At 61.5% G+C, this 14,106-nt stretch carries 12 protein-coding genes; 3 read left to right on the forward strand and 9 right to left on the reverse strand.

Annotated features, from left to right (window positions below; all coding sequences use genetic code 11):
- Positions 1 to 32: 32 nt before the first annotated feature.
- The 3 genes from JP75_RS03030 to tet(30) form a co-directional block, all read right to left on the reverse strand.
- The gene (locus JP75_RS03030; protein WP_035079006.1) at positions 33 to 305 is read right to left on the reverse strand and encodes an HU family DNA-binding protein; all 273 of its coding nucleotides are present in this window, start codon (positions 303 to 305) and stop codon (positions 33 to 35) included.
- A gap of 186 nt (positions 306 to 491) precedes the next feature.
- Positions 492 to 1,691 (reverse strand): Tet(A)/Tet(B)/Tet(C) family tetracycline efflux MFS transporter, encoded by a 1,200-nt coding sequence (gene tet, locus JP75_RS03035; protein ID WP_035079009.1) that lies wholly within the window; start codon positions 1,689 to 1,691, stop codon positions 492 to 494.
- A gap of 124 nt (positions 1,692 to 1,815) precedes the next feature.
- Positions 1,816 to 3,000: a tetracycline efflux MFS transporter Tet(30) gene (gene tet(30), locus JP75_RS03040; protein ID WP_084587442.1), complete on the reverse strand. Its 1,185-nt coding sequence runs from the start codon at positions 2,998 to 3,000 to the stop codon at positions 1,816 to 1,818.
- Positions 3,001 to 3,088: 88 nt separating this feature from the next.
- On the opposite strand from tet(30), the gene JP75_RS03045 reads away from it, so the two are divergent.
- Entirely contained in the window at positions 3,089 to 3,733 is a 645-nt protein-coding gene (locus JP75_RS03045) for a TetR/AcrR family transcriptional regulator C-terminal domain-containing protein (RefSeq protein WP_035079011.1), read from the forward strand.
- Positions 3,734 to 3,924: 191 nt separating this feature from the next.
- Here the strand turns inward: JP75_RS03045 and lon are convergent, their stop codons facing one another.
- Positions 3,925 to 6,348, reverse strand: coding sequence for an endopeptidase La (gene lon / locus JP75_RS03050; RefSeq protein ID WP_035079013.1), 2,424 nt, complete (start codon positions 6,346 to 6,348; stop codon positions 3,925 to 3,927).
- A 325-nt stretch (positions 6,349 to 6,673) separates the two neighbouring features.
- Between lon and rocF the strand changes: the two genes are divergently transcribed.
- Positions 6,674 to 7,645 (forward strand): arginase, encoded by a 972-nt coding sequence (gene rocF, locus JP75_RS03055; RefSeq protein WP_035079016.1) that lies wholly within the window; start codon positions 6,674 to 6,676, stop codon positions 7,643 to 7,645.
- 230 nt (positions 7,646 to 7,875) lie between these two features.
- Here the strand turns inward: rocF and clpX are convergent, their stop codons facing one another.
- The 4 genes from clpX to JP75_RS03075 form a co-directional block, all read right to left on the reverse strand.
- Complete coding sequence (gene clpX / locus JP75_RS03060) at positions 7,876 to 9,153, reverse strand: ATP-dependent Clp protease ATP-binding subunit ClpX (RefSeq protein WP_035079020.1); 1,278 nt, start codon at positions 9,151 to 9,153, stop codon at positions 7,876 to 7,878.
- Positions 9,154 to 9,325: 172 nt separating this feature from the next.
- The gene (locus JP75_RS03065; RefSeq protein ID WP_035079023.1) at positions 9,326 to 9,955 is read right to left on the reverse strand and encodes an ATP-dependent Clp protease proteolytic subunit; all 630 of its coding nucleotides are present in this window, start codon (positions 9,953 to 9,955) and stop codon (positions 9,326 to 9,328) included.
- A 273-nt stretch (positions 9,956 to 10,228) separates the two neighbouring features.
- Entirely contained in the window at positions 10,229 to 10,456 is a 228-nt protein-coding gene (locus tag JP75_RS03070; protein WP_035079026.1) for a hypothetical protein, read from the reverse strand.
- 201 nt (positions 10,457 to 10,657) lie between these two features.
- Positions 10,658 to 11,056 carry a YciI family protein gene (locus JP75_RS03075; protein WP_051960236.1) on the reverse strand — a complete coding sequence of 133 codons (399 nt, stop codon included), beginning with the start codon at positions 11,054 to 11,056 and terminating at the stop codon, positions 10,658 to 10,660.
- Positions 11,057 to 11,206: 150 nt separating this feature from the next.
- On the opposite strand from JP75_RS03075, the gene JP75_RS03080 reads away from it, so the two are divergent.
- Complete coding sequence (locus JP75_RS03080) at positions 11,207 to 12,463, forward strand: cytochrome P450 (protein WP_051960238.1); 1,257 nt, start codon at positions 11,207 to 11,209, stop codon at positions 12,461 to 12,463.
- 139 nt (positions 12,464 to 12,602) lie between these two features.
- On the opposite strand, the gene JP75_RS03085 is transcribed toward JP75_RS03080, so the two are convergent.
- Positions 12,603 to 14,072 (reverse strand): bifunctional ADP-dependent NAD(P)H-hydrate dehydratase/NAD(P)H-hydrate epimerase, encoded by a 1,470-nt coding sequence (locus JP75_RS03085; protein WP_035079029.1) that lies wholly within the window; start codon positions 14,070 to 14,072, stop codon positions 12,603 to 12,605.
- Positions 14,073 to 14,106: the final 34 nt, after the last annotated feature.

The following is a 14,106-nucleotide window of genomic DNA, read 5'->3' on the forward strand; positions in this document are numbered from 1 at the left end:
ACCGTTTGTTTGAAGCGCTAAAAGCGGTGCTTTTAGTTGATCGCGTCCTTCAGGCCCTTGCCGGGCTTGAACTTGGCCTGATTGGAGGCCGGAATCTGGATCTCTGCGCCGGTGGCCGGGTTGCGGCCAGTCGATGCCTTGCGCTGCGACACGGCGAAGGTGCCGAAGCCAACGAGACGAACTTCGTCACCCGACTTAAGGGCGGCGGTGATTGCTTCGAACACTGCGTCAACCGCTTCAGCGGCCTGAGCCTTGGTGATCGTAGCCTTGTCGGCAACGACGCCAACCAGATCGTTCTTGTTCATTGCGTATCCTCACAGTGAATGCCCGCCCTCGCTGGCGAAGCTTGGTGGCGGCAACCCTTGGTCGATTCTAGCTGAAGCGCAAGAGTTTCCGCCGTTTTGGCGAGGTCGAACGGTACGGGAACGTTAATGACGCGGAAATTGAGGACCGACAAGGCCGAACTATCAGCTTTTCCGGCCTTTTCACCATCATTCCGCCGGGTTTTTTGCCGCAGCGGGGCTGCTTCGGATGCCAATCATCAATGGCAGGGCAAGACAGTAGATGCCAATGGCCACGATCCAGATCATTCCGGGCCAATCATGGCGCACCGACGCGTAGATGGCGCTGAAGAGCAGCGGGCCGAAGACCGAGGCGATGCTGACAATGCTGGCGAGCACGCCCTGGAGCTGTCCCTGGCGATCAGAATCGACTTGCTGGGTGGTGAGGGATTGCAGGGCCGGCATGCCGATGCCGCCCAGGGCGAAGAGCGGCGCCATGGCAAAGAGCAGCCAGCCGTGGCCGGCAAAAGCCAAGGTGAGCATGGCGCCGGTTTCGAAGGCCATACCGACGATAAGCGCCCAGCGCTCGCCGAGGCGCGCAACGGCCGGGCCGGTCAGGAAGGCCTGGGCAAGGGCGTGAAAAACGCCGAAGGCGCCGAGCGAAAGGCCGATGGTGAGGCCGGAAAAGGCGAACTGGTCTTCGCTGAACTGGGCCCAGGCGGTGCCATAGACGGTGCCGACGAAATTGAGAATCAGGAAGATGGCCATCAGCGGCACCAGGGCCTTGAAGTTGAAGGCCCAAGCCAGCGGCTTGAAGGGGTTGAGGGTTTCCCAGGTGAAACGCGCGTCGGCCTTGCCGGGCCTCGATTCGGGGAGGACGAAAAGCGCGAGGGCGAAATTGACGCCGTTTAGTATGGCGGCGGCCAGGAACGGGGCGTGGAGCCACCAATCGCCCAGGATGCCGCCGATGACGGGGCCGATGATGAAGCCGACGCCGAACATGGCGTGAAAGAGGCCGAAGCGCTGGGCGCGTTCGTCTTCAGTGGTGATGTCGGTGATGTAGGCGGTGGCGACTGCCATATTGGCACTGGTGACGCCGGCAATGGCGCGGCCGATCACCAGCATCCAGAGATGCGGGGCGAAGGCCATGATCAGGTAGTCGATGGCGGCGCCGGCCAGCGAGACCAGGAGGACCGGACGGCGGCCGAAGCGATCGCTGAGCACGCCGAGAATCGGCGAAAACAGGAACTGGCAAGCCGAATAGAGCGCCAGCATGACGCCGAGCAGAATCGAAATGTCGGATGTGTGCCCGACATCGCGGAGGAGCGCGGGGAGAATCGGGAAGATCAGGCCGATGCCGATGGCATCGAGCATCACGGCGGCGAGGATGACGACGAGGGCCTTGTTCAAGGTGTTCTCCTGTTTGGCTCACCGGCCGGTAAAGGGAGGTAGGGCGTTCACGGGGCCGTTACAACCCCACCTACCCTATGACGGATGGTGCTGACAGGTTTCGACAGGAGGCGCCCTGCCCGGCTCAGGCCATTGCGGGCTTGGGCTGGCGCACCGTGGCGAAGAGCGGCGTGGCGAGGACGTAGAGGGCGGCGCCGACGATCCAGATGGTGCCGATCCAGATGTTCTTGGTGGAGAAGAAGATGGCGGTGGTCAGGACCGGGCCGACGATACCGGCCAGGCTCATGAGGCTGGCGAGGACGCCTTGCAACTGGCCCTGCTGTTCGTCGCTGACGCGGCTGGTCAGCAGCGACTGCAGCGCGGGCATGGCGACGCCGCCGAGGGCGAAGAGCGGGGCGACGGCGTAGCCCATCCAACTCTGATAGGCGAAGGCCATGAGCGTGTAGGCAAGCGTATCGAAGGCGACGCCGATCATCAGGGTGCCAAGGTCGCCGAAGCGCTTGGTGAGCGGGCCGACGAGGAAGGCCTGGGCCAAAGCGCCGCTGACGCCGAAGACGGAGAGCGAGATGCCCATATGGACCGAATCCCAGCCGAAGCGCTCGGCGCCGTAGAGAACCCAGATGGTGCCGGGCACGGCGGCGATGAGGCCGAAGACGACCGAGACGATGACCATGGGCAGCAGGGGCTTGAAGTTCCAGAGCCAGACCAGGGGAGCGAGCGGGTTGAGCTGCTTGAAATCGAATTTTTCCTCCGATGCCTTGTGGCTTTCGGGCAGGACGAAGAGGGCAACGGCGAGATTGAGGCCGTTGAAGAGGGCTGCGACGAGGAAGGGGGAGCGGAGCCACCAGGCGCCCATAACGCCGCCGATGACGGGGCCAATAATGAAACCCGTGCTCATGACGGCGCCGACGAGGCCGAAGCGCTGGGCGCGTTGTTCGGGCGGGGTGATGTCGGTGATGTAAGCTGACGCGACCGCCATGTTGGCGCTGGTGATGCCCGCCATGGCGCGACCGACGACGAGGACCCAGCCCAAGGGCGTCAATGCCATGACGAGGTAGTCGAGCAGCGTGCCGGCAAGCGAGAGCAGCAAGACCGGACGGCGGCCGAAGCGGTCGCTGAGGGCGCCGAGCACGGGCGAGAAGATGAACTGCATGATGGCGTAGACCGCGAGCATGGCGCCATAGAGGAAGCCGATGTCGCCGCCGGCGGTCAACTCGGTCAGCAGTTCGGGCAGGATGGGAAAAATGAGGCCCGCGCCAATCGCATCTATGGCGACGGTCGCGAGAATGACGATCAGGGCCTTGTTCATAAGGACCTCCAGAGGTAATTTATCGGTGATAAGTTCATTTATCGCCGATAAGCTCCCTTATCGATGATAAGTCAAGAGGGTTTTGCGCATGGCGATTGATCGTGGCCGTATTGTCGATGAGGCCATGGCCCTCTTGAACGAGGTGGGCATCGACAAGCTGACGACGCGGAAGCTGGCGGAGCGGTTGGGCGTGCAGCAGCCGGCGCTCTACTGGCATTTCAAGAACAAGTCGGCGCTGCTTGATGCCATCAACAGCGAGATGCTGGCGCGCTATCACACGCATCGCCTGCCCTCGCGGGGCGAGGACTGGGTGGATTTCACCTATGCGACTTCGCGCAGCATGCGGAAGACGCTGCTGGCTGTGCGGGATGGCGCTCGGATCGCGGCGGGGACGCGGCCATCGACGACGGACTTTGCCGATGCCGAGTTGCAGTTGAAGTTTTATGTCGATGCCGGGTTTTCGGCCGAGGAAGCACTGCACATTTCGATTTCCATGGCGCGCTATGTGGTGGGCTATGTGCTCGAGGAACAGGGCGAGCGTGAGCGGATGGAGGAAGAGGTCGGCCAGGACGGCGACCTCGATGCCGAGCTGGTGCCATTTCCGATTCTAGCGGAAGCGTTCCGATCGCTGGAGAAAGAGGGCTCGATCAATACCGAGCAGGCGTTTGAACGCGGGCTGAAATATTTGGTTGAGGGCATGCGGCTGAGCTTGGTGGGGAAATTGACGCAGTAGTCCCTCATGGTGAGGTGCTTTGCGGAGCAAAGCCTCGAACCACGAGGGCGTGGCACTGCAGCATCCGGGCACGCCCTCGCCCTTCGAGGCTACGCTACGCTTCGCACCTCAGGATGAGGGCTACTGGAAAACCAAAGCCACAAACAAAAACGGCGGCCCGGAGGCCGCCGTTTTCATTTTTGTCGGATCGATCAGTGCGTCAGGCTGGCCGAGGCATCGTCGGTTGCATCAGTCTTGGCGACAGCCGGGGCTTCATCGAAATTCCATTCGATGGCTTCGGGCTTGCGCACCAGAGCGCGTTCGATGACCTGGTCCATGCGGGAGACCGGGACGATCTCCATGCCTTCCTTGACGATGTCCGGGATCTCCTGGAGATCCCTCACATTTTCCTCAGGGATGAGCACCGTCTTGATGCCGCCGCGGAGGGCTGCAAGGAGCTTTTCCTTGAGGCCGCCGATGGGAAGTACCCTGCCCCGCAGCGTGATCTCGCCGGTCATGGCAACGTCGTTGCGGACCGGAATGCCGGTCATCACCGAAACGATGGCAGTCGCAAGACCGATACCGGCCGACGGACCATCCTTGGGCGTTGCGCCTTCCGGCAGGTGGACGTGAATGTCGCGCGTGTCGAACATCGGCGGCTTGATGCCGAAGTCGATCGAGCGAGAGCGGACATAGGCCGTGGCCGCCGTCAGCGATTCCTTCATCACTTCCTTGATGTTGCCGGTGACCGTCATGCGGCCCTTGCCCGGCGTCATCACGCCTTCAATGGTCAGCAGCTCGCCACCAACTGAAGTCCAGGCGAGGCCGGTAACCAGGCCAACCTGCGACTCGGCTTCGATTTCGCCATGCGTAAAGATCGCGGGGCCGAGATATTTGGCCAGACGCTCTTCGTCGATGGTGATCGACTTGGTCTTGGTGCGGACGATGTCCGTAACCGCCTTGCGCATCAGCTTGGAGATTTCGCGCTTCAGATTGCGGACGCCGGCTTCGCGGGTATAGCCGCGAATAACCTTCATCAGCATGTCGTCGTCGAGCACGAATTCGCCGTGGGCCACGCCGTTTTCCTTGGCGGCTTCCGGGATCAGGTGCTGCTTGGCGATCGCGTGCTTCTCCTCTTCGGTGTAACCCGAGAGGCGAATGATCTCCATGCGGTCCATCAGCGGGCCGGGAATGTTCAGCGTGTTCGAGGTGGTCACGAACATCACGTCCGAGAGGTCATAATCGACCTCCAGATAGTGATCGGCGAACGTATTGTTCTGTTCCGGATCGAGCACTTCGAGCAGAGCCGAAGACGGGTCGCCCCTAAAATCCTGGCCCATCTTGTCGATTTCGTCGAGCAGGAAGAGCGGGTTGGATTTTCCCACTTTCTTGAGCGACTGGATTATCTTGCCGGGCATGGAGCCGATATAGGTGCGGCGGTGACCGCGGATTTCGGCTTCGTCACGAACGCCACCGAGCGCCATGCGCACGAATTCGCGGCCGGTCGCCTTGGCGATCGACTTGCCGAGCGAGGTCTTGCCGACGCCCGGAGGGCCGACGAGGCAGAGGATCGGGCCCTTGAGCGTGCCGGTGCGAGCCTGCACGGCCAGGTATTCAAGGATGCGTTCCTTGACCTTTTCGAGACCGTAGTGGTCTTCGTCCAGCACCTTTTCTGCCAGCAGCAGGTCGCGCTTGACCTTGGACTTCTTGCCCCATGGCAGGCCGAGAAGCGTATCAAGGTAGTTACGCACGACAGTGGCCTCAGCCGACATCGGGCTCATTCCCTTGAGCTTCTTGACTTCACCATCGGCCTTGGCCCGAGCTTCCTTCGAAAGCTTGGTCTTGGCGATGCGCTCTTCCAGTTCGGTGATCTCGTTGGTGCCGTCTTCGCCGTCACCGAGTTCCTTCTGGATCGCCTTCATCTGCTCGTTGAGGTAGTATTCGCGCTGCGTCTTCTCCATCTGGCGCTTGACGCGCGAGCGGATGCGCTTTTCGACCTGCAGCACGCCGATCTCGCCTTCCATCAGGCCTATCACCTTTTGGAAGCGTTCGATCACGGAGACCGTAGAGAGCAGGTCTTCCTTTTCCGGGATCTTGATGACCAGGTGGCTGGCAATGGTATCGGCGAGCTTGGACGGGCTCTCGATCTGACCGACCGCAGCCACGACCTCTGCCGAGATCTTCTTGTTCAGCTTGACGTAGTTTTCGAATTCGCTCTGAGCGGAGCGCGCCAGAGCTTCAAGCTCGGTCGCGTCTTCCTCGGGCTCGGGAAGCGGGCTGGCTTCAGCTTCGAAATATTCTTCCGTCTGCAGATAATTGTCGATGGTCGCGCGGCTGAGACCTTCCACGAGGACCTTCACGGTGCCATCTGGAAGTTTCAGAAGCTGAAGCACAGTGGCGATCGTCCCGGTGCTGTAGATCTGATCCGGGGCGGGATCGTCGTCCTGCGCGTTCTTCTGGGTCACGACAAGAATGTGCTTGTCGTCGCGCATGACCTCTTCAAGAGCCTTGACCGACTTTTCGCGACCGACAAACAGCGGCACGATCATTCCGGGGAAGACCACGATGTCGCGCAGGGGAAGAACCGGGTAAACCCGGTCCCGGCTCGTTTCGCCGGTGGGATTGACGTCCGACATCATATTTCCTTTCCGGGGCGCGCCGGGAGGAATTGGAGTAGCGCGCCCGTATTGCGACTGCCCAATCCTGCAAGGCTGGGCGATTCAGGTTAATAAATAGGTTCGCACGCCCTCGCCGCAAGTCAATCATTGCGCTTTTGTGACCTATTGCACCGCTTCGCACAGGAGGCATGCCTAATAAGGCAGGAACAGGCGTGTGCCTTGGATACAAAGGAGAATCTGGCTTTTGGTCATTCAGCCGCCGAGTCGCAGCCTATAGATTGGGTGTGACAGGAAGCTGTGCCATGCTTTGCCAAGAACCATGCCCCAAAATGAGGACCAAACAATGGTAACGAAACCCAAACGGATCGACATTCTGGGCGTAGCGACGGCCTCGGGCGCTTCGGTTCGCGGCTGCGGCATGGGACCGGAGGCGCTGCGGGTGGCGGGGCTGCTTGAGGCACTGGTGGAGCTTGGGCATTCGATTGCCGACCATGGCGATCTGAGGCGAGTGCATCCGGAGATCAGCACCAATCCGTCGAGTTGGCGATTGCCGGACGAACGCAAGGCGGATGTGCTGGAGCTGGCGGAGCGGACTAGTCAGGCGGGCTATGACATTCTGGAGGCCGGAAATTTTCCGATCTTTGTGGGCGGGGACCATTCGATTGCCATGGGGTCGCTGTCGGCGGTGTCGCGGTTCAATGAGCCAAAGGGTAAGCCGGTGCATGTGCTCTGGGTCGATGCACATGCGGACTACAACACACCAGACACGTCGCCTTCGGGCAATCTCCATGGGATGCCGCTGGCGCTGCTTTGTGGCGAGCCGGGGTTTGACAAGACTTTCAAGGGCGACTGGCTGGGGAAGATCGAGCCGCGCAATGTGACGATCTTTGGGGCGCGCTCAATCGATCGGGAGGAGCGCCGGCTGCTGCAGGCGCGCGGCGTGGAAGTGATCGACATGCGCAAGATCGACCAGACGGGTGTGGTCGGGTTGATGCAGCCGATACTAGACCGCGTGAAAGCCGCTAATGGGCATCTGCATGTGAGTTTTGACGTGGATGTGGTCGACCCGGCCTTGGCGCCGGGTGGCGGCACGCTGGTGCCGGGCGGGCTAACCTATCGCGAGGCGCACCTGATCATGGAGATGCTGCACGACAGCGGCGTCGTGGGGTCGCTGGATATCGTGGAACTCAATCCGTTCGTCGACCACGGCGGCAAGAGCGCAACGCTGCTGGTGGATCTGGTGGCGAGCTTGTTTGGGCGGTCGATTATGGGTGAGGAGCCGGGGCCGGTGGAGTTTGTGACTGGGGAGGACTGACGGCAGCCTTCCTTCTCCCCCTACGGGAGAAGGTGCCCGAAGAGGGTATGAGATTCGCCCACCCTCTCCTCTGCGGAGGACAGAATACCCCTCACCCTGGAATTTCCTCTGAACGAAGAAATTCCGGTCCCTCTCCCTCAAGGGGCGAGGGAAGACGTGCCATCGCGTTCAACCAAAACAGAAACGCCGGGTCGCGAGACCCGGCGTTTTGATTTCAATCCAGTTCCGGCTTACGCCGACGCTGGCTCTTCGTCTTTCTTGCGCTCGGAGTAGATGTAGAGCGGCCGGACGTCCTTGCCCTTCACCACTTCTTCCGAGATCACCACTTCTTCGACGCCTTCGAGCGAGGGCAGGTCGTACATGGTGTCGAGGAGGATCGCTTCCATGATCGAGCGGAGGCCGCGGGCGCCAGTCTTGCGCTCGATGGCCTTCTCGGCGATCGCCTTGAGGGCGTCTTCGTGGAAGGTCAGTTCGACTTCTTCCATCTGGAAGAGGCGCTGATACTGACGCACGAGGGCGTTCTTCGGGGCGGTGAGGATTTCGATCAGGGCCGGAATGTCGAGGTCTTCGAGGGTCGCAAGGACCGGGAGACGACCGATGAATTCCGGGATCAGGCCGAAACGGACGAGATCTTCCGGAGCGACATCCTTGAGGAGGTCGCCGACGCGACGGTCTTGCGGATCCTTGACGGTGGCCGAGAAGCCGATGCCCGAACCTTCGCCGCGAGCCGAGATGATCTTTTCAAGACCAGCGAAGGCGCCGCCGCAGATGAAGAGGATGTTCGTCGTATCGACCTGCAGGAATTCCTGCTGCGGATGCTTGCGGCCGCCCTGCGGAGGCACGGAGGCAACGGTGCCTTCCATGATCTTGAGGAGAGCCTGCTGCACGCCTTCGCCCGACACGTCGCGGGTTATGGACGGATTGTCCGACTTGCGAGAAATCTTGTCGACTTCGTCGATATAGACGATGCCGCGCTGGGCCTTTTCGACATTGTAGTCGGCGGCCTGGAGCAGCTTCAGGATGATGTTTTCGACGTCTTCACCGACATAACCGGCTTCGGTCAGGGTCGTGGCGTCAGCCATGGTGAAGGGCACGTCGAGAATACGCGCCAGCGTCTGCGCGAGCAGGGTTTTGCCGGAACCGGTGGGACCGATGAGCAGAATATTGGACTTCGAAAGCTCGACGTCCTGATTCTTGGTCGCGTGGTGCAGGCGCTTGTAGTGGTTGTGGACAGCCACGGAGAGGACGCGCTTGGCGCGACCCTGGCCGATGACGTAATCGTCGAGCACCTTGCAGATGTCGGCAGGGGTCGGCACGCCATCGGAGGACTTGACCATGGAGGTCTTGTTCTCTTCGCGGATGATGTCCATGCACAGCTCTACGCATTCATCGCAGATGAACACGGTCGGGCCGGCGATAAGCTTGCGAACCTCATGCTGCGACTTCCCGCAGAACGAGCAGTACAGCGTGTTCTTGGAGGTTTCGCCGTTCGTTGTCTCTTTGGACATCAGTCACTCCCGGGAACTTTTGGTCCCCAAAATCAGCGTTATCGGAAACCGTAACGCGGAAGACATAAAGAAAGTCTAAGCCGAAACGACCTTAAAGGCCGTTCCGGCTGTGTGCAATTGCTGTGGGATCACAGTCCACGGCGCATCAGCAATGTGCTTAACGCGCGTCAAATCAGGCAGATGCCTCGGGAACAGCACGCTTCTCGTGGATGGAGTCGATCAGACCGAAGGTCTTGGCTTCTTCCGGAGACAGGAAGCGATCGCGCTCGAGAGCGTTCTCGATTTCCTCGTAAGTGCGGCCGGTGTGCTTCTCATAAATCTGATTAAGACGACGCTTCAAACCCTCGACTTCCTTGGCATGAATCAGGATGTCAGTGACCTGACCCTGGAAGCCGCCGGAAGGCTGGTGGACCATGACGCGCGAGTTCGGCAGCGAGGTGCGCATGCCCTTTTCGCCAGCGGCGAGAAGCAGCGAACCCATGGAGGCAGCCTGGCCCATGACCATGGTGGCAACGGCCGGGCGGATGAACTGCATGGTGTCGTAGATGGAAAGGCCAGCCGTCACCACGCCGCCGGGCGAGTTGATGTAGAGGGCGATTTCCTTCTTCGGGTTCTCTGATTCGAGGAACAGAAGCTGAGCGACGATGAGCGAGGCCATATTGTCCTCGACTACACCGGTCACGAAAATGATGCGCTCGCGCAGCAGACGCGAGTAGATGTCGAAAGCGCGTTCGCCACGGTTCGACTGCTCGACCACCATGGGAACGAGCGTGTTCATGTAAAGATCGTGCGGATCCCGCATATTTTGCCCCTTGGCCCCCGTCGGCGTCGCGAGCGGACGGCAGGCTTGGTTGGTTTGCCCACGCCCCTGCCCCCAAACGCGCACATGGCAAGGCAGAAGGACGCGGTGAAATCGAATCGGCGCGACTGGCCGATTGCAGCTATGCCGCCTTAACGGGCGGTAAAGGCACAAATAGGCGGCATTGGGGCCAGCTTCAATAGAGCGTCGCCAATGCAGTGGCGCTAAGGTGAATGTGCCGTTTGGGAATTCCGATTTTGCTACACTTCTCGCTTTTTAAGCGAAGGAGACGGCAATGCCCTTTTTCTTGAAATAGGCCTGCATGAGCTTGCGGCCCGAGCGGTTGGGCTGGGCCAGCTTCGAGGTCTCGAACACGGCTTCCTTGGCGCCTTCCCGGGCCATGGCAGCCTTGAGCGCTGCGATGTGCAGGTCGATATCTTCGTTGTTGTTCTTGATCGAGGCGTAGATGGCGTCGATCGCTGCGGAAACGGTGATGTCGCTCACGTGCGGATTTCCTTCGTCGCGTTTGGCGCTCTCAAGACATCATTGCGAGTCGTTTGCCAAGGGTTTTCAGCCCAGTCTCGGTGTCAGCCCGCGAAAGTGGCGCCCAGTTTGAAGAAACAGAGATCCCCGCTTTCGCGGGGATGACACCGAGGAGAGGAGAGGCTCAGAGCAAGAAGCGGAGCTTCCAAATGTGAAGCCCCCTCATCCCGGCCTGAATTCAGGCCTGCCTTCGCCGGTTTCGCTATGCCGGTCATTTTCATGCAGCGGCCTGATCTGGATGCGGCAATGGGCGGCGATGGGATCGTCGGCGAAGAGCGCCTTGGCTTCCGCCATATCAGCGGCTTGGATGAGTACGACGCCGCCGACGACTTCCTTGGCCTCGGCATAGGGGCCGTCGGTTTCGTTCAGGCGCACGGGGCGGCGGCGGTCGATGACTTCTTCGGTGGAAACGTCGGCCAGCGGCGAGGCGAGGAGCAGATGGCCGCCGGCGCGCAGTTTCTGGTCGTGCTCGATGGTCGCGTCGTCGAGGCGGCGCATTTCTTCGGGCGTGACGCCGGCAAAGGCATCGGGGGCGAAATGGAAAAGACAGAGGAATTTCATGTGCGGTCTCCGTGGTTGGACAGCGACGCGACGAGTACCCATTCCTGGGCTCGACTAATTTTCTGAGCTTTTTTTCGTTGAGCCACCAGAGGCATTTGCATGGCGATGGGCTCGGCCTAAGGTGACGGCGTACAAGCCCCACGGACGACCATGGCCGCCATTATTCAAGTCAAGCCGATCACCGACGTTGCGGACGACCGCCGCGCCAGCGCCGCCCCCCGCGATCCCAAGTTTTTCCAGAATCCCTATGCCTTCTATGCCGACCGGCATGCGAGCAATCCGGCGTTTTTCTGGGAAGAATATGGGCATTGGTGCTTTGCCGATTTCAAATCGGTCAGCGCCTTGTTACGCGATAAAAGGTTTGGGCGGGAAATCCTGCATGTGGCGACGCGCGAGGAGATCGGGCTGCCGGAGCCGAAGCCGCATGTGGCGGATTTCGACCTGACCGAGAAATACTCACTGCTGAACCTGGAGCCACCCGGGCATACGCGGCTGCGCATGCTGGTCAATCGGGCCTTCGTGTCGCGGCAGGTGGAGCAGTTGCGGCCGCGGATCCGGCAGTTGGCCAACGAGATCATCGACGGGTTCGAGGGCGAAGAGAGCGTCGACCTGATCAAGGCTTTTGCCGCGCCCCTGCCCGCGATCATCATTGCAGAAATGATCGGGCTGCCGGCCGAGGCTGCGCCGCAATTGCTCAATTGGTCCAACCGCATGGTCACCATGTACATGTACGGTGTGACCTACGAGACCGAACTTGATGCCAACAAGGCGTCGGCCGATTTCATGACCTATCTGCGCGATGTCATCGCCGAGCGCCGTCGCGCCCCGCGCGAAGATCTGCTCACGCACATGCTCACCGCCGAACAGGGTGGCGAGAAGCTGAGTGACGATGAGGTGATGTCGACCGCCATTCTTCTGCTCAATGCGGGGCATGAGGCGACGGTGCATACGACCGGCAATGGGGTGAAATCCATTCTCGAAAGTGGGCTTGACCCCAAGACGCTGTTTGCGACGCCGGAGCAGACCGAGGCGACGGTGGAGGAGTGTTTGCGCTTTGACGCGCCGCTGCATCTTTTTACGCGCTATGCGCTGATGGACCTTGAGGTGGAAGGTATTCCACTACGGAAGGGTGACGTGATCGGGCTGATGCTTGGCGCGGCCAATCGCGATCCCTCGCGGTTTGCCGATGCGGGGCGGTTCGATCCGTTCCGCACGGATGGAGCCAATGTCAGCTTTGGCGCCGGCATCCACTTCTGCATCGGCGCGCCGCTGGCACGGATCGAATTGCAGGAGGCCATGTCGGTGCTGTTCCAGCGCCTGCCGAAACTGCGACTGGCCGAGCAGCCGAGATACAACGACGTGTTCCATTTCCATGGGCTGGAAAAGCTCGTGGTGCGCTGGGATTGAGCTTTCCGCGCCGTATGGTGAGATGCTTCGTGTAAGCGAAACCTAGGTGCCACGCCCTCGTGGTTCGAGGCTGCGCTTCGCTGCGCACCTCACCACGAGGACTACTTGGATGCCAGGGCATGCCCTTGTCATGCAGCCCCTAGAGGGTCGCCAAGACTGCCGGCAGCAGCGGCGGCAGGTCTTCGCTCATCATGCCGGGGCCGCCAAAGCGGTTGGCGGCTTCCGCGTGCAGCCAGGCGCCCGCACAGGCGGCATCGAAGCCGCTCATGCCTTGTGCGAGCAGGCCGCCGATGATGCCGGCGAGGACATCGCCGGAGCCGGCTGTCCCGAGCCAGTTGGGGGCATTGGCATTGATGGCGGCGCGGCCATCGGGCGCGGCGACGACGGTATCGCTGCCCTTGAGGAGGATGATCGCGCCGGAATGCTGGGCGGCGGCGCGGGCGCGTTCGAGCTTGCCGCCGGGCACATTGCCGAAAAGGCGCTGGAATTCGCCTTCGTGCGGAGTGAGCACGACGGGGCGGTCGGCATTGGCCTTGATGGCGGCAAAGAGGGTGCCGCTCTCGCTGGCGAAGCTGGTGATGGCGTCGGCGTCGAGCACGGTTGCTGCGCCGGACGACAGGGTGGCCAGTGCCTTGTCGCGCGTGGCTTCGCCAATGCTGGCGGCCGGGCCTAGGACGACGGCGTTCATGCGCTTGTCGGCCAGCAGTTCGGTCAACTCGCCGGCATTTTCGGCCGGCTTGAGCATGATGGCGGTCACATGGGCGGCGTGAACGCGTAACGCTGCGGTTTCGCCTGCGAGGGAAACGACCCCTGCCCCGACGCGGAACGCGCCGTGGGCGGCAAGGCGGGCGCCGCCGGTTTCGAGCTCGCTGCCGGAGACGACGATCACGTGGCCACGGTCATATTTGTGGCCATCGGCCATGGACTGCGGCATGGACCAGAGTTCGCGCGTGTTCTGCCAGGCTTTTGGGCTGATGCGGTCGAGGACTGCGTCGGGAATTCCGATATCGGCCAGGACGACCTCGCCGCAGTGCTGACGACCGGGCAGTAGGACATGGCCGGGCTTCAGGCGGAAAAAAGTGACGGTCATGTCGGCGATCATGGCCACGCCGCGGACGGCCCCTGTGGCGCCATCGATGCCGCTCGGCACGTCGACGCTGACAACGGGGAGCGTCGAGCCGTTGACCGTGGTGATGATGCTGGCGATCTCGCCTTCGATGTCGCGATCGAGCCCGGCGCCGAGAATGGCGTCGACGATGAGATCGGCGTCCTCGATGTCCTTTTCGCTCGGCGCATCGATGCGGCCTGTCCATTGCTCGGCGGCCACGAGCGCATCGCCACGCAGAGCGTCGCGTTCGCCGAGGAGGCGTACCTGAACGGGCCAGCCGCGCTGCTGCAGGAGGCGAGCGACGATGAAACCGTCGCCGCCATTATTGCCGGTGCCACAGAGCACGAGGACGGAGCGCTGGTAATAGCGCTCGATGATGGCCTCGGCCACCGCCTTGCCCGCCGCCTCCATCAGGCGGAAGGACCTGACGCCGCCTTCGATGGCGAAGCGATCGGCCTGGGCCATTTCCTGAGGCGTGAGAAGGGCATCGGTGTGGGCCATGAGTGCCTCGCTGCGAGTCAGTTCTGTCTATCTC

Source organism: Devosia riboflavina (assembly GCF_000743575.1).
Lineage (GTDB): Bacteria > Pseudomonadota > Alphaproteobacteria > Rhizobiales > Devosiaceae > Devosia > Devosia riboflavina.

Excerpts from the sequence above, each read along its gene's own strand:
- lon (WP_035079013.1), bottom strand. The coding sequence starts at position 6,348 with ATGTCGGACGTCAATCCCACCGGCGAAACGAGCCGGGACCGGGTTTAC.
- JP75_RS03065 (WP_035079023.1), bottom strand. The coding sequence starts at position 9,955 with ATGCGGGATCCGCACGATCTTTACATGAACACGCTCGTTCCCATGGTG.
- JP75_RS03075 (WP_051960236.1), bottom strand. The coding sequence starts at position 11,056 with ATGAAATTCCTCTGTCTTTTCCATTTCGCCCCCGATGCCTTTGCCGGC.
- JP75_RS03080 (WP_051960238.1), top strand. The coding sequence starts at position 11,207 with ATGGCCGCCATTATTCAAGTCAAGCCGATCACCGACGTTGCGGACGAC.
- rocF (WP_035079016.1), top strand. The coding sequence starts at position 6,674 with ATGGTAACGAAACCCAAACGGATCGACATTCTGGGCGTAGCGACGGCC.
- JP75_RS03030 (WP_035079006.1), bottom strand. The coding sequence starts at position 305 with ATGAACAAGAACGATCTGGTTGGCGTCGTTGCCGACAAGGCTACGATC.
- JP75_RS03045 (WP_035079011.1), top strand. The coding sequence starts at position 3,089 with ATGGCGATTGATCGTGGCCGTATTGTCGATGAGGCCATGGCCCTCTTG.
- JP75_RS03085 (WP_035079029.1), bottom strand. The coding sequence starts at position 14,072 with ATGGCCCACACCGATGCCCTTCTCACGCCTCAGGAAATGGCCCAGGCC.
- clpX (WP_035079020.1), bottom strand. The coding sequence starts at position 9,153 with ATGTCCAAAGAGACAACGAACGGCGAAACCTCCAAGAACACGCTGTAC.